Source organism: Nocardioides astragali, assembly GCF_024436375.1.
Lineage (GTDB): Bacteria > Actinomycetota > Actinomycetes > Propionibacteriales > Nocardioidaceae > Nocardioides > Nocardioides astragali.
Genome location: NZ_JAFMZM010000002.1, coordinates 575137 through 594649 on the forward strand (window position 1 = coordinate 575137; position 19513 = coordinate 594649).

Annotated in this window: 19 protein-coding genes; 11 read left to right on the forward strand and 8 right to left on the reverse strand. The window is 71.3% G+C overall.

The features are described 5' to 3' along the window. Nucleotides 1–34 precede the first annotated feature (34 nt). The 9 genes from J3P44_RS07650 to dxs are packed head-to-tail and all read left to right on the forward strand — an operon-like array spanning nucleotide 35 to nucleotide 7705. Nucleotides 35–1411: a hypothetical protein gene (locus J3P44_RS07650; protein ID WP_255889690.1), complete on the forward strand. Its 1377-nt coding sequence runs from the start codon at nucleotides 35–37 to the stop codon at nucleotides 1409–1411. Beyond that, on the forward strand, nucleotides 1398–1937 hold the full coding sequence (locus J3P44_RS07655; protein ID WP_255889691.1) for a SigE family RNA polymerase sigma factor: 540 nt from the start codon (nucleotides 1398–1400) through the stop codon (nucleotides 1935–1937). Before J3P44_RS07650 ends, J3P44_RS07655 begins: the two co-directional genes overlap by 14 nt. A 9-nt stretch (nucleotides 1938–1946) precedes the next feature. Beyond that, a complete protein-coding gene (locus tag J3P44_RS07660; RefSeq protein ID WP_255889692.1) occupies nucleotides 1947–2612 on the forward strand; it encodes a thioredoxin-like domain-containing protein in 666 nt (221 codons plus the stop codon). A 23-nt stretch (nucleotides 2613–2635) separates the two neighbouring features. Next, nucleotides 2636–2965: a thiamine-binding protein gene (locus J3P44_RS07665; protein ID WP_255889693.1), complete on the forward strand. Its 330-nt coding sequence runs from the start codon at nucleotides 2636–2638 to the stop codon at nucleotides 2963–2965. Continuing rightward, nucleotides 2955–3359 (forward strand): YjbQ family protein, encoded by a 405-nt coding sequence (locus J3P44_RS07670; RefSeq protein ID WP_255889694.1) that lies wholly within the window; start codon nucleotides 2955–2957, stop codon nucleotides 3357–3359. The genes J3P44_RS07665 and J3P44_RS07670 overlap by 11 nt, the downstream gene beginning before the upstream one ends. 27 nt (nucleotides 3360–3386) lie before the next feature. After that, nucleotides 3387–3971, forward strand: a complete 585-nt coding sequence (locus J3P44_RS07675; RefSeq protein ID WP_255889695.1) for a GNAT family N-acetyltransferase — start codon at nucleotides 3387–3389, stop codon at nucleotides 3969–3971. Nucleotides 3972–4008: 37 nt separating this feature from the next. Beyond that, nucleotides 4009–4425, forward strand: a complete 417-nt coding sequence (locus J3P44_RS07680) for a hypothetical protein (RefSeq protein ID WP_255889696.1) — start codon at nucleotides 4009–4011, stop codon at nucleotides 4423–4425. A 26-nt stretch (nucleotides 4426–4451) separates the two neighbouring features. Then, nucleotides 4452–5774, forward strand: a complete 1323-nt coding sequence (locus J3P44_RS07685) for an NUDIX domain-containing protein (RefSeq protein WP_255889697.1) — start codon at nucleotides 4452–4454, stop codon at nucleotides 5772–5774. A gap of 26 nt (nucleotides 5775–5800) precedes the next feature. Continuing rightward, on the forward strand, nucleotides 5801–7705 hold the full coding sequence (dxs, locus tag J3P44_RS07690; RefSeq protein WP_255889698.1) for a 1-deoxy-D-xylulose-5-phosphate synthase: 1905 nt from the start codon (nucleotides 5801–5803) through the stop codon (nucleotides 7703–7705). A gap of 48 nt (nucleotides 7706–7753) precedes the next feature. On the opposite strand, the gene J3P44_RS07695 is transcribed toward dxs, so the two are convergent. From J3P44_RS07695 to J3P44_RS07720, 6 genes are all read right to left on the reverse strand, one after another. Next, nucleotides 7754–8926: a hypothetical protein gene (locus J3P44_RS07695; protein WP_255889699.1), complete on the reverse strand. Its 1173-nt coding sequence runs from the start codon at nucleotides 8924–8926 to the stop codon at nucleotides 7754–7756. Then, nucleotides 8923–9462: a SigE family RNA polymerase sigma factor gene (locus tag J3P44_RS07700; RefSeq protein ID WP_255889700.1), complete on the reverse strand. Its 540-nt coding sequence runs from the start codon at nucleotides 9460–9462 to the stop codon at nucleotides 8923–8925. The genes J3P44_RS07695 and J3P44_RS07700 overlap by 4 nt, the downstream gene beginning before the upstream one ends. 131 nt (nucleotides 9463–9593) lie before the next feature. After that, nucleotides 9594–9722: a methionine/alanine import family NSS transporter small subunit gene (locus J3P44_RS07705; RefSeq protein WP_255889701.1), complete on the reverse strand. Its 129-nt coding sequence runs from the start codon at nucleotides 9720–9722 to the stop codon at nucleotides 9594–9596. Further along, nucleotides 9722–11269, reverse strand: coding sequence for a sodium-dependent transporter (locus tag J3P44_RS07710; RefSeq protein ID WP_255889702.1), 1548 nt, complete (start codon nucleotides 11267–11269; stop codon nucleotides 9722–9724). Before J3P44_RS07710 ends, J3P44_RS07705 begins: the two co-directional genes overlap by 1 nt. Nucleotides 11270–11810: 541 nt before the next feature. Beyond that, nucleotides 11811–13898, reverse strand: a complete 2088-nt coding sequence (locus J3P44_RS07715; protein ID WP_255889705.1) for a 3-hydroxyacyl-CoA dehydrogenase NAD-binding domain-containing protein — start codon at nucleotides 13896–13898, stop codon at nucleotides 11811–11813. Next, complete coding sequence (locus J3P44_RS07720) at nucleotides 13895–15127, reverse strand: thiolase family protein (RefSeq protein ID WP_255889706.1); 1233 nt, start codon at nucleotides 15125–15127, stop codon at nucleotides 13895–13897. Before J3P44_RS07720 ends, J3P44_RS07715 begins: the two co-directional genes overlap by 4 nt. Nucleotides 15128–15254: 127 nt before the next feature. Here J3P44_RS07720 and J3P44_RS07725 point away from each other — a divergent pair, with 127 nt between their 5' ends. Together J3P44_RS07725 and J3P44_RS07730 are read left to right on the forward strand one after the other, a co-directional pair. Beyond that, a complete protein-coding gene (locus J3P44_RS07725; RefSeq protein ID WP_255889707.1) occupies nucleotides 15255–16205 on the forward strand; it encodes a PAC2 family protein in 951 nt (316 codons plus the stop codon). Next, on the forward strand, nucleotides 16205–17071 hold the full coding sequence (locus J3P44_RS07730; RefSeq protein ID WP_255889708.1) for an acyl-CoA thioesterase: 867 nt from the start codon (nucleotides 16205–16207) through the stop codon (nucleotides 17069–17071). The genes J3P44_RS07725 and J3P44_RS07730 overlap by 1 nt, the downstream gene beginning before the upstream one ends. A 160-nt stretch (nucleotides 17072–17231) precedes the next feature. Here J3P44_RS07730 and J3P44_RS07735 read toward each other — a convergent pair whose 3' ends face one another. After that, nucleotides 17232–18125 carry a MaoC/PaaZ C-terminal domain-containing protein gene (locus J3P44_RS07735; RefSeq protein WP_255889709.1) on the reverse strand — a complete coding sequence of 298 codons (894 nt, stop codon included), beginning with the start codon at nucleotides 18123–18125 and terminating at the stop codon, nucleotides 17232–17234. Next, nucleotides 18125–19459, reverse strand: coding sequence for a 3-oxoacyl-ACP reductase (locus tag J3P44_RS07740; RefSeq protein WP_255889711.1), 1335 nt, complete (start codon nucleotides 19457–19459; stop codon nucleotides 18125–18127). Before J3P44_RS07740 ends, J3P44_RS07735 begins: the two co-directional genes overlap by 1 nt. Nucleotides 19460–19513 lie beyond the last annotated feature (54 nt).

A 19513-nucleotide genomic window follows, 5' to 3' on the forward strand; every position in this document is an offset into this window, starting at 1 on the left:
TGTGAGGCTGTCCGCTCACGGAGGAGTCCCGCACATGTCAGCACCACCCGGCGAGGTCGCCGACCGCCTCAACCGCCTGGCCGACCACGCCCCGAGCGGCGCGGTTGACCCCGACGCGCTCTGGGCGCGTGGGCGGGGCCGGCAGCGCCGTCGTGCCGTGTCCGTGCTGACGGGGATCGCCGCGACAGGTCTCCTCGCCGCCTCCGTGACACCGGCGTTCCTGGCCCGCGTCGACCCGCCGATCGCTGCACCGTCGCACCAGATGATGTTGCCCGACGTGCTGCGGGCCCCGGGCCCGTGGGAGCCGTCCTTCTCCGTGACGCCCCGCCGCTTGTCCGCGGTCGGGGTAGGGCGGCGCTCCGGCCTCCTCTCCTCGTCGCCGTCGCTCTGGGGCATCTCCGCCGCGACGGGAGAGTCCCGGTGGCTGGAGCTCCCCGGCTCCGTGCCCACCGCGCAGGCGCCCCCGCAGCTGTCGGCCGACGGCCGTCGCCTTGCGTACTGGCTGACCGGGCCGACGTCCGGAGAGCCGCTGGCGACCGGTGGGACGGAGGACGCGGTGCCCGTGGTGGGCGTCGCCGTGATGGAGCTCGAGACGGGTGACGTGGCCCGCTGGAACATCGACTCCGAGCACGGCCTGTCGGTCCATGGCCTCGTCTGGGCGGGTGACGTCCTGTGGTGGCAGGGAGGGCCGGTGGTGCCTCTGGGAACCGGTGCCACCAGCGCCGAGGTCCGGACGCGCACGTGGGACGTCGAGACGGACGAGAGGTCGGAGCTGGGCGGGAAGGACGGTCGCGCCGCGGTCCATCTGTCGCAGCCCGGCCATGCCCCGCGCGGGTTCGTCACCCTCCCGCGAACCTTCCGGCTCGAGCACGTGACGGAGGCCAAGGACCCGGTGGACCTGCGGATGGACCTCCCACCGGACGCGCCTTCCTCTGCCGGACTCATCGATCCCGAGATGGCGCCTGACGGCCACCGGGTCGCGGCCCTCATGGTGCCGGAGGCCGCGGAGTACGACGATGCTGCGACCAAGGACCTCCTCGTCGGGAAGGTGGCTGACGGGACCGTGACCCTGAGGGCGGTCGACGGGGTCCGGGCGCAGGCCGTCCTGGGCTGGCGCTCACCGCGCGAGGTGGTCGTCTCCACGCCGGCCGTCGCCGACGACGGGGTTGGCACCGGCCACCAGGTATGGTTCGTCGACGTCGTGACGGGCCGGCGCACGGAGCTCCTCGACGTGGTCGGCAGCAGCCTCCAGGACAGCGTGGCCGCGGAGGCCTGGGCAGCCGAGGTCGTCGACGCACCTGACGCACCGTTCGCACCCGATCCCCGCCTGGTCGGGCTGGGCGGGATGGTCGTCATCGTCTTCTGCGTCTCCCTGTGGCGCGACCTGAGGCGACGACGTGGCCACCCCTGAGGGCTTCGCGGAGTTCGTCATCGCGCGTCAGGCGGCGCTGCTGCGCACGGCGTACCTCCTGACCGGGCACGCGCAGGACGCCGAGGACCTCGTGCAGACCACCCTGGTCAAGGTCGTCCCGCAGTGGCGACGGATCCGCGACAACCCCGAGCCCTACGTGCGGCGTGTGCTGGTCAACGAGAACGTGTCGCGCTGGCGCCGCCGACGCTGGCGCGAGCACAGCACGGACGAGGTGCCCGAGACCCTGGCCGCCGAGCCCGATGTGGTCGAGCTGATGGCCGTCCGGGACGCCCTCGCCACCCTCGCGCCGCGCCAGCGGGCTGTGCTCGTGCTGCGCTACTACGAGGGTCTTTCCGAGGCCGAGATCGCCGCTCAGCTGTCCATCTCGCCAGGGACGGTCAAGTCGCAGGCGCGCGACGGGCTTGCCCGCCTGCGGGCCTTGCTCCCTCTCGGCGACGTCGGCGAGCAGGCAGTGGATGTGCGGGTTCCCGGGGACCGCACCGGGTGGCACGGGAGCCGTCGGTAGCCTGACGCGGTGAGCGACCCCGACCAGCCGACCGCCCCCGCGGACTCCGGGCCGGAGACCCCCCAGGCTTCACCGGAGCCGGAGACTCCCCGGTCCAGGCGGCTCCCGCTCGTGCTCGCGACGGTCGGTGCCGTGCTCGTGCTCGGGGCAGCGCTCGCAGCGCCGCTCGTGGACCAGGCTCTCCGTGGCGAGGAGCAGGTGCAGCGAGCGCTCGACCTGAGCCTGGTGCAGACCTGGGACATCACCGACCGCGACCACACCACAGACGACGTCACCTATGCCCAGGACCCGCCCGCCGGCGGCGCCCACGACCCGGTCTGGCTGGACTGCGGCGTCTACGACGAGCCGGTGCGGGACGAGAACGCCGTGCACGACCTCGAGCACGGCACCGTCTGGATCACCCACGACCCGGACCTGTCCGCCGACGACGTCGACGCGCTGGCCGGCCAGCTCCCCGACAACGGCATCATGTCGCCGCGCGAGGACCTGCCCTCACCCGTGGTGGTCACCGTCTGGGGCGCCCAGCTCCAGCTCGACGGCGCCGACGACGCGCGGCTGGGTCTCTTCCTCGAGGAGTACGCCGACGGGCACACGGCGCCGGAGTTCGGCGTGACCTGCCAGGGCGGCACCTCGGACCCCGGCGGCGCGCTGCCGGGGCAGGACGTCAACGCCTGAGCGGCATCGCTAGCGTGGCCCCCATGCTCGTCGCCTTCTCGATCTCACCCGTCGCCCAGGACCCCACCGGGTCGGTCACCGAGGCGGTCGCGGCCGCCGTCCGCGTCGTACGCGAGTCGGGACTGCCGTGCGAGACCAACGCGATGTTCACCAACATCGAGGGGGAGTGGGACGAGGTGATGGCCGTGGTGAAGCAGGCGGTCGACGTCGTCGCCGAGGTGTCGCCGCGAGTGGGGCTGGTCCTCAAGGCCGACATCCGCCCGGGCTACGACGGCCAGCTCACCGCGAAGGTCGAGCGCATCGAGGAGGCCTTGGGCACAGGCGTGCGGGAGGGGACGATCGATGCACAGTGAGACCCGGACGTACCGCACCGGCGGCGAGGAGGTCGTGCTCGACCTGACCAGGGACGCAGCCGACTTCGTGGCCGACAGGGGAGACGGCCTGCTGCACGTGTTCGTCCCCCACGCGACGGCGGGACTGGCGATCATCGAGACGGGTGCGGGCTCGGACGACGACCTGTTGGCGAGTCTGGGAGACCTGCTCCCGGCCGACGACCGCTGGCGGCACAGCCACGGCTCTCCCGGGCACGGCCGCTCGCACGTGATGCCGGCGATCGTGCCGCCGCACTGCACCGTCCCCGTGCTCGACGGCCGGCTCGCGCTCGGGACCTGGCAGAGCATCTGCCTGGTGGACCTCAACGTCGACAACGACCGTCGCGAGGTGCGCTGGTCCTTCCTGGAGGGCTGACCTCTGGAGGCAACGCCGGGCGAGCCGGTGGAGATCCGACCTGTCGAGCCCGCGGATGGCGACGCCGTCCTGGGCGTCATCCGGGAGGCGTTCGGGGCTGACAACCCCGCCGACGGGGCGCACGTCGCCGACCTGTGGGCCGAGGTCAGGGCCGGTGAACACCTGCTCGCGGAGCAGGTGGCCGTGATCCGCGGCGAGGTCGTGGGGCACGTGGGCGTGAGCCACTGCTGGATCGACGCCCGGCGCGAGCTGGTCCCGGCGTGCGTGCTCTCCCCGTTGAGCACGGCGCTCGAGCGGCAGGGCTCCGGGATCGGTACGGCGCTGGTGGGCGCGGCCGTCGAGGCGGCCCGCGCCCTGGGCAGGCCCGCGCTGTTCCTCGAGGGCAGCCCGGCGTTCTACGGCAGCCGCGGCTTCGAACCCGCCTCGGCCTACGGCTTCGAGGCGCCGAGCCGACGCATCCCTCCGCCGGCGTTCCAGGTGGTGATGCTGGACCAGCAGCCCGACTGGCTGACCGGGCGCGTGGTCTACCCCGAGGTCTGGTGGCGCCACGACGCCACCGGGCTGCGCGACCCCGACCTGGCCGCGGTGGAGAAGGCGCTCGGGATCGCCTGAGTCACTGGATCGAACACGTGTTCGATAGACTGGGCTGGTGTTCCCGGTACCCCAACCCCACCCGCGGTCGACGCCACCGCCCGGGCACCGTGGCGTTGCCCCGCCGGGCTGGCCGCGCCAGGTCCGCCCGCCGGACACGCCCGACTGGGAGGCGACCGCGGCCAGCTGGCTGCTCGACCTGTGCCCGCCCGACTACCGCCGCTTCTCCGGACTGCGCCGGCACGTGGTGGTCCTCGCTCGCTTCGCGGTGCTCCACGTCGAGGCCCAGCAGCTGGCCACGCGCCGCGGCCTGAGCGAGATCCGCGGAGATCTCAAGGACGTCGCCAGCGGCGCGGTCGTCGAGGCCGCGGTCCAGACCTTCCAGCTCGAGGACGCCCGGCTGCAGGCCGTACGGCGCGAAGTGGGCCTGGTCGAGGAGGCGTTGCGCGGTCGCCGCTACCGCGTACGGATGTGAGGTGCCGGGTCCCCTAGGGTCGGGGGATGCACAGGTTCGCGGCGGTCGCCGTCCTCGACCCCCGCGGCCGCCTGCTGATGCAGGAGCGCGGGGACGACGCCCTCCACGACCCGGGGCGGTGGGGCTACCCCGGCGGCGACCTCGAGGACGGCGAGGACTTCGTCGCCGCCGCGGTGCGCGAGCTGGCCGAGGAGACGGGCCTGACGGTCGCGCCCGGTCGGCTCGAGTCCCTGGGGGTGCGGCGCTTCCGGAGCGAGACGTGCGGCGAGGACGACGAGTTCGAGCTGTTCGCGGTTCGCCTGCCGGTCACCGACGACGACGTGGTCTGCGGCGAGGGGCGGCAGATGGTGTTCGTCGACCCGGTCGCGCTGGATGGGCGCGAGCTCCACCAGGCCACAGCACTCACGCTCGACCGTGTGCTGGAGTGGGGCGCGGCCGCCATCCGCACTGACTTCGTCCAGGTGACTCTCGTGGACCCCAGAGGCCGGGTGCTGATGCAGGAGCGGGACGAGCACGCTCCGGTGTGGCCTGAGATGTGGTGCTTTCCCGGAGGCGGCCTCGAGGGCGACGAGGAGCCCGCCACGGGCGCCGTACGCGAGCTGGCGGAGGAGACAGGCGTGGTGCTCGACCCGGAGGAGGTCACCGACCTCGGTCGCTTCGAGCTGGTCACCCCCGACCGCGGGACCTTCCACTTCCACGCCTTCGTCGCGCGCACGACGCTCACCGACCGCGATGTCGAGTGCCACGAGGGCCGTCAGATGGTCTTCGTCGAGCCGGATGTGCTGCCGGGACTCGACCTGGTGCCGTCGACCGGACTGGTGGCCCCGGCGCTGGTGGAGTGGATCGAGGACCACCCGTTCGTGCCGGCCTCGGACAGCCGCACCTTCGCCAACGTCCTCCTGGTCGATGCGGTGGGCCGGATCCTCCTGCAGGAGCGCGACGAGCACCCGTCCATCGACCCGGAGAAGTGGGGCCTGCCCGGTGGGCACGTCGAGCAGGGGGAGGACTTCGAGACGGCCGCCTATCGCGAGCTCGAGGAGGAGACCGGGGTGCGACTGGCGCCCGGCACGCTCGAGCTCTTCGGTGAGTTCGTCGTCGACCACCGGGCCGCGCACGGGACGTGGGACCGCAACCAGGTCTTCATCGCCGCCACAGGCCTGACCGACGCCGACATCGACTGCCGCGAGGGGCGCCGGATCGTCTTCGTCGATCCCCTCGTCGCGCGGGGGCTCGACCTGACGGCGGGCGCGACCGACATCGTCCCGGCGTTCCTCGACTCACCGACCTACGCCCGGCTCAGCCATCGTCCGCCCGGGGGAGGTCCCACGGCCGGCGGTGGCCGCCCGTGACCCGGCATGAAATAGACTCGGCCGACATGGCACTCCTCGACTCGATCGCGACCCCGCGTGACCTCCGTCGGTTGTCGTCGGAGCAGCTGGACGAGCTGGCCGCCGAGATCCGCGACGTCATGATCCGCACCGTCGCGACGAACTCCGGTCATCTGGGTCCCAACCTGGGTGTCGTCGAGCTGACGCTGGCCATCCACCGGGTCTTCGACTCCCCGCGCGACCGGATCGTCTTCGACACCGGCCACCAGTCCTACGTCCACAAGCTCGTCACCGGGCGCCACGCCGACTTCGACACCCTGCGCAGGGAGGGCGGCGTCAGCGGCTACCCCAGCCAGGCCGAGTCCGAGCACGACATCGTCGAGAACTCCCACGCCTCCACCTCGCTGTCCTACGCCGACGGGCTCGCCAAGGCGTACGCCATCCGCGGCGAGGACCGCCACGTCGTGGCCGTCATCGGCGACGGCGCGCTGACCGGTGGCATGGCCTGGGAGGCGCTCAACAACATCGCGATCGCCAGGTCGAGCCGGCTGGTCATCGTGGTCAACGACAACGAGCGCTCCTACACGCCCACCATCGGCGGTCTCGCCACCGCGCTCACCTCGCTGCGCACGAACCCGCGCTACGAGCAGGTGCTCGACCTGGTCAAGAAGCGGCTCAACGCCGTCCCGGGTGTCGGGCACGCGGCATATGACGCGCTGCACGCGGTCAAGAAGGGCATGAAGGACGCCCTGGCGCCACAGGGCCTCTTCGAGGACCTCGGCCTGAAGTACGTCGGACCCGTCGACGGCCACGACCGGGGCGCGATGGAGCAGGCGCTCGCCAACGCCAAGCGGTTCGGCGGACCGGTGATCGTGCACGCGATCACCCGCAAGGGGCAGGGCTACGACCCGGCACTGCGGCACGAGGCCGACCAGTTCCACGCGCCTGGCCCCTTCGACGTGCAGACCGGCGCGGAGAAGCCCAAGGGCAAGATCTGGACCGACCACTTCTCCGAGGCGATCGTGGACCTCGGCGGGCGCCGCGAGGACGTCGTCGCGATCACCGCCGCGATGATGCACCCGGTGGGGCTCGACGCCTTCGCCGCGAAGTTCCCCGAGCGCACGTTCGACGTCGGCATCGCCGAGCAGCACGCCGTCACCTCGGCCGCCGGGCTGGCGATGGGCGGCCTGCACCCGGTCTTCGCCGTCTACGCCACCTTCCTCAACCGTGCCTTCGACCAGGTCCTGATGGACGTCGCTCTCCACAAGTGCGGCGTCACCTTCGTCCTCGACCGCTCCGGCGTCACCGGTGACGACGGCGCCAGCCACAACGGCATGTGGGACATGTCGATCCTCCAGGTGGTGCCCGGGCTGCGGCTGGCGGCCCCACGCGACGTCAGCCGGCTGCGCGAGCTGCTCGACGAGGCCGTCGAGGTCGACGACGCGCCCACCGCGGTGCGCTTCCCGAAGGGCCCCCCGCCCGAGGACGTGCCCGCCATCGACCGCGTGGGCGGCGCCGACGTGCTGGTCCGCGAGGGCGCGCAGGACGTGCTGGTGGTGGCCGTCGGCTCGATGTGCACCACGGCCGTCGAGGTGGCCTCGCGCCTGACCGCGCAGGGCATCGGGGTCACCGTCGTCGATCCGCGCTGGGTCAAGCCGGTCGACCCGGCCATCGTCGAGCTCGCCCGTGACCACCGGCTCGTGGTCAGTGTCGAGGACAACGGCCGCGTCGGCGGCTGCGGGGCGACGCTCCTGCAGACGCTCAACGACGCGGGAGTGCGTACGCCGTTCCGCCTGCACGGCATCCCCCAGGAGTTCCTCGACCACGCCAAGCGCGACGCGATCCTGGCCAGGATCGGCCTCGACGCGCAGACCATCGCCCGCGGCATCGTCGAGGACGTGACCGCACTCGACCGCGGCCTCACGCTCGTCGAGGTCGACCACTCCGCCTGAGTCGCGGCGCACCGCCCGACGCGCTCAACCCGGCCCCGCTGCGGTCCGCTACCGCATCCATCCCGTGGCGGGCACGGCACCGTCCGGCAGTGGGGACACCGCGACGGTGCAGCTGCCGGTGCTGGCCTCGCACGACAACAGGTCCTCCCGCGCGTACTCGGCGGTGTAGGTCCCCGCCCACGCGGCGAACGTGTCCGCGTCAAGCCAGCGGTAGCCGATGACGCTGTCGTAACGCGGTGGCGTGACCGGCGTCCAGGTGTCGCCCGCGACGTCCCCGACCGAGGTCGTGTCGTAGCTGGGGGAACCGGGCCGTGACTGGCGGTCGGTGAGCGCCACGAGGCGCCCGTCGGGAGACAGGCTGCCCCGCGTGCCCGGCAGGCTTCGCCCGTCCTGCAGGTCAGGTCCGATGCGGAGGTCCTCGACCTCGACCATGGTCGTCGATCCGTCGCTCTCCTGCGGCTCGAACGAGGTCACCACGTGCAGGATCTGCCCGTCCTGGACCTGTATCACCTCCACCTCCGCCGCGCCGTCCGGAGCAGCAAGAAGCACGGGCTCGTCACCGTCGAGCGCGTCCCACGCCATCACGCCACGAGCATCGGCCACGTAGACGATCCGCCCGTCGACGGCCGCGATGTGGGCGCCGGCGCCACCGCCGAGCCGTCCAGGATTCATGGGGACGGGCTCACCGGGCCACGCGTCCACTGACATGTCGGCGCGTTCACCCGTGGCGAGGTCGAGCACGCTCAGCGTGCCCCCGTCGGCGACGTCCACCCAGGCCACGACGTCGTCGTCGGACATGATCCGGCCACGATCGGTCTCCGCGAGGCGACCGACGAGCGTGGTCTCGCCGTCCACCATGGTGTGGACGCGGCCTTGCCGATCGGCCACCACATAGCCGCTGACACCCTGCACCAGCGCACTGATCCGTACGTCGGTCTCAACGGTGCGAGGACCGTCGTGGATGGTGCTGCCCACGGCATAGGCGATGTCGTAGGAATGCACCGGGGCAGCGGTGTCCTGGTCCCGGTCGCCGCCAGGTCGCAGCCCTGGCAGCGCCAGTGCCGCCACCACGAGCGATGCGGCGACGAGCCCACCTGCGAGTGTCCGGCGCCGGCGAACGAGGTGTCGCTCCCCGTCGCGCACCATGGCGGCGACGTCGAGGTCGGGCGCCTCGATGGAGTCGGCGCGGTCGTCCATGACGTCCTTGAGCAGGCCGGTCATCGGGTCACCACCTTCAGGTCGCCGGGGAGCAGGTCGATCTGCTCACCGCCGTGGGAGTCGAGGGTCTTGCGGAGGGAGGCCAGGGCGGCGTGCACCTGGCTCTTCACGGTGCCGACGGCACACCCGAGTGCAGCGGCGGTCTGGGCCTCGGTGAGGTCCTCGTAGTAGCGCAGGACGACGGCGGCCCGTTGGCGGGGCGGCAGCGCCTGCAGCGCGGCCCAGACCCACTCCCGCCGTACGAGGTCGTCTCCGTGCCCCTCGTGGCTGGCCTCGGGGATCGTGTCGCTGGGCCGCTCCTGCCACGACCTGCGGCGATACCACGAGATGGCGGTCGTGGTGATCACCTTGCGCGTGTAGGCCTCTGCCTTCGCCGGGTCGCGTAGCCGCGGCCACGCGACGTACGTCTTGGTCAGCGCCTCCTGGAGAAGGTCCTGCGCGAGGTGCCGTTCGCCGACCATGAGGTAGGCCGAGCGGTGCAGCGCGCCGGACCGGGCGGCGACGAACTCGGCGAAGGCCGCCGGATCGCGTCGTGGCATCGGATCTCCCGAGAGTCGTGGGGTGTGTCACTTGCCATGACGCTCCGATGAGCCCGAATGGTTGGGTCGGCACCGACCAACGCCTCTGGTCCGCCTGGCTGCGTCGTTTCGGGCACGCGTCGACCGGTGGCTCAGAGGTCGCGGTGGACCTCCTGGGGCTCCTCGCCCTGGTAGCGGCTGATGTTCCAGATGGCGATGGCCAGTCCTCCCCAGAGGATCAGCATCGCGATCAGCATCATGATGATGGCCGAGGTGGACATCAGTTGCTCCTCTCGTCCTGCCGGGACTTGATCTCGGGATCTCCCAGGAAGGTGTTGTCGCGCCAAGGAAGACGCGCCGCGACGAAGCCGAGGACCAGAACGGCGACTGCGAGTCCCCACCCCAGGGTGTTGAGCATCCAGGTCGGATAGTCCTCGTAGGGCTCCCTGATGTTGTCGATGAACTCGTTGACGAGGATGAACGTCAGCGCGGCCGGCGCGACGATGCCGACCAGCCACTGCCACCAGCGGCCGAGGTGGATCGATCCGTCGCGGTTGAGGTGCTCGCGCAGGAGACCGGTCTTCTTGAAGACCCACGACATCGCAAGCATGCTCGCGACGGCCACCACGAGGATGCCGAACCGGTTGATGAAGTGATCGACGATGTCGAGGACGAAGACGCCGGTGGTGGTGCCGAGCAGCGTGATGCTGATGACTGCAGCCGGGATGCCCACAGCCATGGATGCGCCGACGCGGGTCATCTCGAACTTGTCGCGGACAGCGGAGATCACGACCTCGATGACGCTCACCAGCGACGTGACGCCGGCGATGACGAGGGAGCCGAAGAACAGCACTCCGATGAGTGCGCCGAAAGGCGCTTCGTTGATGATCGCGGGGAAGGCGATGAAAGCCAACCCCAGGCCGTCCGTCGCAACTTCGTCCACCCCGGTGCCTGCAGCGGTGGCCATGAACCCCAGCGCGGCGAAGACGCCGATGCCGGCGAGCAGCTCGAAGCCCGAGTTGGCGAACCCGACCACCAGGCCCGAGCCGGTCATGTCGCTGCGCCGCCCGACGTACGACGCGTAGGTGATCATGATGCCGAAGCCGACCGAGAGCGAGAAGAAGATCTGCCCGAAGGCTGCGATCCACACGCTGGTCTCGGTCAGGGCCCCCCAGTCGGGCGTGAAGAGCGCGTCGAGGCCCACTGCGGCCCCGTCAAGCGTCAGGGACACCCCGACGAGCGCGATGAAGGCGACGAAGAGGACCGGGATGAAGACGACCGACGAGGCGCCGATGCCCTTCTGGACGCCCAGCGCCATGATGGCGAGGACGGCCACCCAGACCAGGACCAGCGGCACGGTGACACCACTCACGAAGTCGAGGCCTATGCCGGGGTCGCCGGCCTGCAGGTAGGAGCCGAACAGGAAGGCCTCAGGGTCGTCGCCCCAGGCCTTGTCGAGCGAGAAGAAGGCGTAGCGCGCCGCCCAGGCGATGACGGCGGCGTAGTAGACGGCGATGACGAAGCAGATCCCCACCTGCCACCAGCCGAGGCCCTCGGACGCCGGGGCGGCGCGCCGGAAGGCGAGCGGGGCGGAACCGCGGTAGCGGTGCCCGAGGCCGTAGTCGAGGAGGAGGAACGGCAGTCCTGCGGTGAGCAGGGCGACGAGGTAGGGGATCATGAACGCCCCGCCGCCGTTCTCGTAGGCCACGTACGGGAAGCGCCAGATGTTGCCGAGTCCGACGGCCGAACCGATGGCGGCGAGGATGAAGACCTTGCGGGAGCTGAACGCTCCTCGGTGCTCCTCGGTGTGTTCGACGGCTGCGGTCATGGATGCCTCCGAGTGACGACGACTGTGGCCTCAGGATGCCAGAGAGGCGGACCGCACTCCTCGGCGCTCCCGGTCTGTCCTTGACCTGGCTCGAGCTACGGCTCACCGCCCTGAACCCTCGGGCGGTGTGTCAGCAACCGAACCGGCCACCCAATCGGGTGCCCAGCCACCGCTCGATGGGACCGGACCGTCGAGCGGTGCATCAGCAACCGGAAGGGGGCGGAAAAAGGTTGCTCAGTCACCGCCGAGGCAGGCAGAGGTGAGCCAACCGCGGTGACGTCGGAGCCGGGGCGAGGGGCATCAGGCGAACGCCGGCTAGTCCTCGAAACGAGGTAGCACCGTGGTGCAGGTGAACGTGCTTGCCTCGCACGACCACAGCTCCCAGCCCAGACTCCGGGCGCCGCCTCCGACGGCATCCGGATCGGGCGGGGTCATCAGGGCTTCCAGGGGGAGTCGTGGCGAGAACGTTTGTGCAGACCTTCTCAGGATCCAGAGAGGTTCGGCCGGACGACGGCCGAACTCTCTCTGGAGTCGCTGTGGATCAGTGGAACCGCTTGCCGGTCGCCTTCTCCGAGATGCCCTGCACGTCGAGCATGAAGGTCAGCCCGCCGTTCCAGAAGGAGAACCCGGCACCGGTGATCATGGCCAGGTCGATGTCCTGCGGCGCGGCGACGACGCCCTCGTCGAGCATCAGGCGGGCTTCCTCGGCCAGGCCGGAGAGGGTCTTCTCCCGGACCTCCTCCGTCGTGAGGACGACGGGGTCGGCCGGCTTCTCCAGCAGCGCCTCGACCTCGGGGTCGATCCGGCCGTCCGGGCCGTAGTACGAGCCCTTCTTCGCCGCCACGATCCGCTCCAGGGCGGGGGAGACGTAGAAGCGGTCGGGGAACGCGCCCTTGAGCGTCTCGTTGTTGTGCAGCGCGATGGCCGGCCCGACCAGCGAGAGCAGCACGAACGGGGGCATCGGAGCGATGCCCGCGAACGCGTTGTCGGCCACCTCGACCGGCGTGCCCTCGTCGACGATGCGCCCGACCTCGCTCATGAAGCGGCCCAGGAGCCGGTTGACGATGAAGGACGGGCTGTCCTTGACCAGGATCGTCGTCTTCTTCAACGACCTGCCGGTGGCGAACGCGGTGGCCAGCGTCGCGTCGTCCGTGGCGTCGCCCTTCACGATCTCCAGCAGCGGCATGATCGCGACCGGGTTGAAGAAGTGGAAGCCCACGACCCGCTCCGGGTGCTGCAGGTCCGCGGCCATCTCGGTGATGGAGAGCGACGACGTGTTGGTCGCCAGCACGCACTCCGGCGAGACGACCTTCTCGACGTCGGCGAAGACGGACTTCTTGATCGCCATCTCCTCGAAGACGGCCTCGATCACGAAGTCGGCGTCGCCGAAGGCGACCTGCTTGTCGGTCTCCCCGGACACCAGCGCCTTGTGCCGGTTGGCCTTGTCCTGGCTGATCCGCCCCTTCGCCTGCAGCTTGTCGATCTCGGCGTGGACGTAGGCCACGCCCTTGTCGGCCCGCTCCTGGTCGAGGTCGGTCAGCACGACCGGCACCTCGAGACGGCGTACGAAGAGCAGCGCGAGCTGGCTGGCCATGAGGCCGGCGCCCACGATGCCCACCTTGGTGACGGGCCGCGCCAGCGACCTGTCGGGCGCGCCCGCGGGACGCTTGGCACGCTTCTGCACCAGGTCGAACGCGTAGAGCGAGGCCAGCAGCTCGGCCGTCCTCGACAGGGCCTCGAGGGCGTCGTCCTCGGCCGCGAAGCCCGTGTCGCGGTCGGTGTCGCGGGCAGCGGCGATGATCTCGACGGCCTTGGCGGCCGCAGGTGAGCCGCCACCGGTCTTGCTGGCCACGACGCCCTCGGCGCGGGCGATCGCTGCGTCCCAAGCGTCGCCGCGGTCCACCTCGGGACGCTCGACGACGACCTCGCCCCGCAGCACGGAGGCCGCCCAGAGCAGCGACTGCTCGAGGAAGTCGGCGCCGTTGAAGACCGCGTCGGCCAGCCCGATCTCGTACGCCGCCTGACCGCCGAGGGTCTTGCCCTGGTTGAGCGGGTTCTCGAGGATCAGCGTGACGGCCTTGTCGGCCCCGAGCAGGTTGGGCACGAGCCAGGCGCCGCCCCAGCCCGGGACCAGGCCGAGCATGACCTCGGGCAGGCCGAGGGCAGGGGCGGAGTCCATGACGGTGCGGTAGGTGCAGTGCAGGGCGACCTCGAGGCCGCCGCCGAGGGCGAGGCCGTTGATGAGGCCGAACGACGGCTTGCCGCCCTCGCCCAGCTTGCGGAAGACCGCGTGCCCGAGCTCGGCCACGACTCGTACGGCGTCGGGGCCACCGCCCTGGATGGAGGTGAGGTCGGCACCGGCGGCCAGGATGAACGGCTTGCCCGTCACCGCCAGCGCGTCGATCGAGTCGTCGGCCAGCGCCACGTCGATCGCCTCGTTGAGTGCGAGCAGCGAGCGGGGTCCGAACGTGTTGGGCTTGGTGTGGTCCTCGCCGTTGTCGAGGGTGATCAGCCCGAAGGTCGCACCGGGCAGCGCGACCTTGCGCAAGTGGGCACGGGTGACGCGCTCCTCGTCGGAGCGGATCGCCTCGGCCCGGGCGAGGAGGGCGGAGATGTCGGGGGTGCTCACTTGGTCTCTCCGTTCGAGTCGTTCGAGTCGGTCGAGTCGGCGCCGGTCCAGTGCGGGTTCTCCCAGATCACCGTGCCGCCCATGCCGATGCCGATGCACATGGTGGTGAGGCCGTAGCGGACCTCGGGGCGCTCCTCGAACGCGCGTGCCAGCTGGGTCATCAGGCGTACGCCGGACGACGCGAGCGGGTGCCCCATGGCGATCGCGCCGCCGTAGGGGTTGACGCGGGCGTCGTCGTCGGCGATCCCGTAGTGCTCGAGGAAGGCCAGCACCTGCACGGCGAACGCCTCGTTGACCTCGAAGGCCCCGATGTCGTCGATGGTGAGGCCGGCGAGCCGCAGCGCCTTCTCGGTGGCCGGGATCGGGCCTGCGCCCATCACCTCGGGCTCGACGCCGACGAAGGCGTAGGTCACCAGGCGCATCTTGACCGGGAGGCCGAGCTCGCGCGCGGTCTCCTCGTCGGCGAGGAGCGCGGCGGTGGCGCCGTCGTTGATACCGGCGGCGTTGCCCGCTGTCACGTTGCCGTGCGAGCGGAACGGGGTCTTCAGGGCGGCGAGCGACTCCATGGTCGTCTCGGGGCGCATCGGCTCGTCCAGCGTGGCGAGGCCCCAGCCGACGTCCGCGGACCGGGTCGCCACGGGCACGAGGTCGGGCTGGATCCTGCCCGCGTCGTAGGCGGCCTTGGTCTTCTGCTGGCTGCGGACGGCGTACTCGTCGACGCGCTGCTTGGTGATCGTGGGGTAGCGGTCGTGCAGGTTCTCGGCCGTCTTGCCCATCACCAGCGCGTCCGGGTCGACGATCCGCTCCGACAGGATGCGCGGGTTGGGGTCGACGCCCTCGCCCATGGGGTGGCGGCCCATGTGCTCCACGCCGCCGGCGATGGCGACGTCGTAGGCGCCGAAGGCGATGCCGGACGCGGTGCTGGTGACCGCGGTCATCGCGCCGGCACACATGCGGTCGATGGAGTAGCCCGGGACGCTCTGCGGCAGCCCGGACAGCAGGGCGGCGGTGCGGCCGAGCGTGAGGCCCTGGTCGCCGATCTGGGTCGTGGCGGCGAGGGCGACCTCGTCGACGCGCTCGGGCGGCAGGGACGGATTGCGGCGCATCAGCTCACGGATGCACTTGATGACGAGGTCGTCGGCACGGGTCTCGGCGTACTGGCCCTTGGCCTTGCCGAACGGGGTGCGCACGCCGTCGACGAAGACGACCTCTCGCTGTGGACGGGGCACTGGCAGCTCCCAAACTCGTGAGACAGGGGGACGTGATGGCAGGGGACAGGTTACCCTTCGGTAACAAGGCCTGCCCACAGGGGCGGGTGTGTGTCGGGTCACGGGGAGGACGCCCTAGGGTTGCCCCATGGCCGAACGACTCGTGCACATCGTGGACGACGCGGAGGTGCTGGCCGACGCCGGTGACCTGACGTTGGTCTGCGTGCTCACCGGATTCCTCGACGCGGGCAAGTCGGCCGAGCTCGCGGCGGACCACCTCGCCCAGCTGTCCGAGGGCAAGGTGGTGGCCACCTTCGACGTTGACTCTCTCCACGACTACCGCGCCCGGCGGCCACCGATGTCCTTCGTCCGCGACCACTACGCCGACTACGAGGCGCCGCGCCTGGTCGTCCGTGCCCTGCGCGACACTGGCGGCACGCCCTTCCTGCTGCTGAGCGGCCCCGAGCCGGACATCCGGTGGGAGGCGTTCGCGCGCTCCGTGCGCGAGGTGGTCGAGCACTTCGGCGTCGCGCGGGTCGTGAGCCTCGGCGCCGTGCCGATGGCCGTCCCGCACACCCGGCCGATCGCGATCACGCCCCACGCCAACCGTCCCGAGCTCGTGCCCGGCGAGAGCCCCTGGCAGGGCGAGCTGCGGATCCCCGCGAGCGCGCAGGCGCTGGTGGAGCTCCGGCTGGGGGAGTGGGGACTCGACGCCCTGGGCTACGTCGCCCACATCCCCCACTACCTCGCCCAGATGGAGTACCCGCAGGCCGCGCTGGCGCTCCTGGAGCACCTCGAGATCGGGGGTCGCCTCACCATCGACCTCGGCGAGCTGCGCGAGTCGGCCCAGATCACGGAGACGGAGGTGGACCGCTACCTCTCCTCGCACGACGAGGTCGGCGAGGTCGTACGCGGCCTGGAGCAGCAGTATGACTCCTTCCGCGAGGCCGAGTCCGCCGGCACGTCGCTGCTGGCCGGCGACGGGCCGCTGCCGACCGGCGAGGAGATCGGCAACGCCTTCGAGGCGTTCCTGGCCGACCTCGACGACCAGTCCAAGGAGAACGGCGACGACACCGGCCCCGGCTGGGAGGACCGCTGATGGCGGGGAGCGCCGCGGAGCTGGTCAAGCTCCTGGAGCTCGAGCAGCTGGAGATCGACCTCTTCCGGGGGGCCCAGGCCGACACCGAGCGCCAGCGCGTCTTCGGCGGGCAGGTGGCCGCCCAGGCGGTGGTCGCTGCGACGCGGAGCGTGGAGGGTCACTTCGAGCTCCACTCGCTCCACTCCTACTTCCTGCGCCCCGGTGACACCGCGGTCCCGATCGTCTACGACGTGGAGCGGATCCGCGACGGCCGCTCCTTCGTCACCCGCCGGGTCGCGGCCCGCCAGCACGGCCGCCCGATCTTCTACATGACTGCCAACTTCCAGATCCCGGAACCGGGGCTCGAGCACCAGGACCGGATGCCCGAGGTCGTGCCGCCGGAGCAGGGCCTGCCGCTGGTCGACCTGGCGCGCGAACGTGGTCCCGAGGCAGCGGAGCACTGGGAGCGGGAGTGGGCGGCGCTCGACATCCGCCATGTCGGCGTCACCGGCCGCGGGCTCCCCGACGACCCCGCCCGCCCCGCGCAGGCACGTCTCTGGATCAGGGTCGACGGCACCCTGTCGGAGGACCCGACCGTCCAGACCGCCGCCTTCACCTACGCCAGCGACCTGACGCTGCTCGGCGCGGCGCTCGTTCCGCACGGCATCCACATCGCCTCGCCACGCCTCCAGCCGGCCTCGCTGGACCACGCGATCTGGTTCCACCGCCCGTTCCGGACCGACGAGTGGTGGCTGTACGACCAGTTCTCCCCGTTCGCCGGCGGGGGCCGCGGACTGACGCTCGCGCGTGTGTTCTCCCGGTCGGGCGAGCTCGTGGCGACGGTGGCCCAGGAGGGCCTGATCCGCGTACGCGACCGGGGCGTGTAGCGCTGCACCGTTGCAATTCGACGCAACCCACGCCCCTGACGCTTCACCATGGGATGTCGCTCGATCAGCACTTCCCATGGCCAGCTGACCTAGGGAAGTGCCGCTTCGCCTACATACCGTGATGAAACGTCATGGCGGGCGGCGATCCTCGGATGCGCGCTCAGGCCGAGCGGGTACGCCCCAGCAGGTGGGGCGAACCGTCCTTCGGGCTGGTCAGCGCGAACGTCCAGCCGGCGTCGTCCTGACGGACCGCGAAGGCGACCGTGCCCGGGAGGAAGACCGGCTTCTTGAAGGCGACCTCGACGGTGAGCGCCGCAGGCAGGCGATTCTCGATCGCCGCGATGGAGCGGGCCTTGGTCCACATCCCGTGCGCGATCTGGCGCGGGAAGCCCAGCGCCTTCGCGGTCAGCGGGTAGAGATGGATCGGGTTCGCGTCGCCCGAGATCCCGGCATAGGTGCGACCGAGGTTGGCCGGCAGCCGCCACTCGACCCCCCCGGTGGGCGGGTCCACGATCGCCAGGCCGGGCGCGGGCTCGCCCTCGACCAGGCGCCCGCGGCGCAGGTAGGTCGAGGTCGACTCCCACGCCGTCTCGCCGTCGGCCGAGACGGTCGTGACGAAGTCGAGCAGCACGCCCTTGGTGTGCGGCCGGGGGGCACCGACCTCGGTCGTCAGGTCGAGTGCCTCGCCGACCCCGAGGGCGCGGTGGGCGGTGATGGTGTTCTCGACGTGCACCATGCCGATCGCGGGGAAGGGGAAGGCCGGGTCGCTCATGATCGCCATGTGCAGCGGGAACGCCAGCATGTGCGGAAAGGTGAGGGGCAGGACGTCCTTGAGCGGGAAACCGCACACGGCGGCGTACGCATCGACGCGCGGTCGCTCGGCGACGACCCGCTCGCGGGAGTAGGCCAGACCGGTGAAGTCCCTCGCCGGGCCCTTCCGGACCCCCGGGAGCCGGTTGACACCCGGCACGACCGGCAGGGCGGCACGCACGAGCGTGCTGAGCCCGCCCGGCTCGCCCGAGAGCGTCTTCGTCTGGGCCGGAGCGGTGGCCATCAGGCGCCCAACATCATCTGGCCGCAGACGCGGACGACGTTGCCGTTGACCGCACCCGAGCCCGGGCTGGCGAACCAGGCGATGGTCTCGGCGACATCGACGGGCAGACCGCCCTGCGCCATCGCGTTGAGCCGCTGGCCGACCTCACGGGTCGCGAACGGCACGGCCGCGGTCATCTGCGTGATGATGAAGCCCGGGGCCACGGCGTTGACGGTGATGCCGTCGTCCAGGTCGTCGCGCAGGCTCTCCACGAGGCCGATGACGCCGGCCTTGGAGGTCGCGTAGTTGGTCTGGCCGACGTTGCCGGCGATGCCCGCGATCGAGGCCACGCCGACGATCCGGCCGCCGGCGTTGACGACGCCGGAGTCGAGGAGCTCGCGCGTGATCAGCTCCGGGGCGGTGAGGTTGACCGCGATGACGCTGTTCCAGCGGTCCTCGGCCATGTTGGCGATCCGCTTGTCGCGGGTGATGCCGGCGTTGTGGACGACCACGTCGACGCCGCCGTGGTGCTCCTTGACGTGGTGGGCGATCCGTTGCGGGGCGTCCTTGGCGGTGATGTCGAGGAAGAGGTGGTCGCCCTCGAGCTCGGCCATCAACGTCTGGAGCTCGCTGGCCGCCTGGGGCACGTCGACACCCACGACGGTCGCGCCGTCACGGTGGAGCACGCGGGCGATCTCCTCGCCGATGCCACGGCTGGCCCCCGTCACCAGGGCGACGCTGCCGGCCAGCGGGCGGGTCCAGTCGGCGACCTCGTCGGTCGAGGTGGCGCCGTGGGCGCCGACCCGGACCACCTGTCCCGAGACGTAGGCCGACTTGGGGGAGAGGAGGAAGGCCAGGGTGGAGGCCAGCGCACCGTCCGCTGCCGGAGCGACGTAGACCAGCTGCGCGGTCCCGCCGCGACCGATCTCCTTGCCGAGCGAGCGGGTGAAGCCCTCGAGCGAGCGCTGGGCGATCCGCTCCGAGCCCGACCGCAGCTCCGGCGGCGTACCGATCACCACGACGCGGGGGCAGGACGCGAGCCGTCGCATCAACGGCGTGAAGAACCCCTGCAGGGCGACGAGCCCGGCGGTGTCCTCGATGCCGGTCGCGTCGAAGACGAGGGCCTTGGCGCTCGCGCCTTCCTCGAGCTCGGTGGCCGAGGCGATCCCGAGGCCGTCGAGCGTCGTGGGCAGCACCTCGCCGAGGCGACCGGAGCCGCCCAGCACGACCATGCCGTCGACGAGCGGGCCGCCGTCGGACCAGCGCTCGAGCGGGGTGGGGTTGGGCAGGCCGAGGTTCTTGACGACCATCCGGCCGATCGTGGTGGACGCGAAGCCCTGATAGCGGTCGCTCATGGTGACGGGATCCCTCTGGGTCGGATGGGGAGGTGTAGACACTGGGACGAGGCC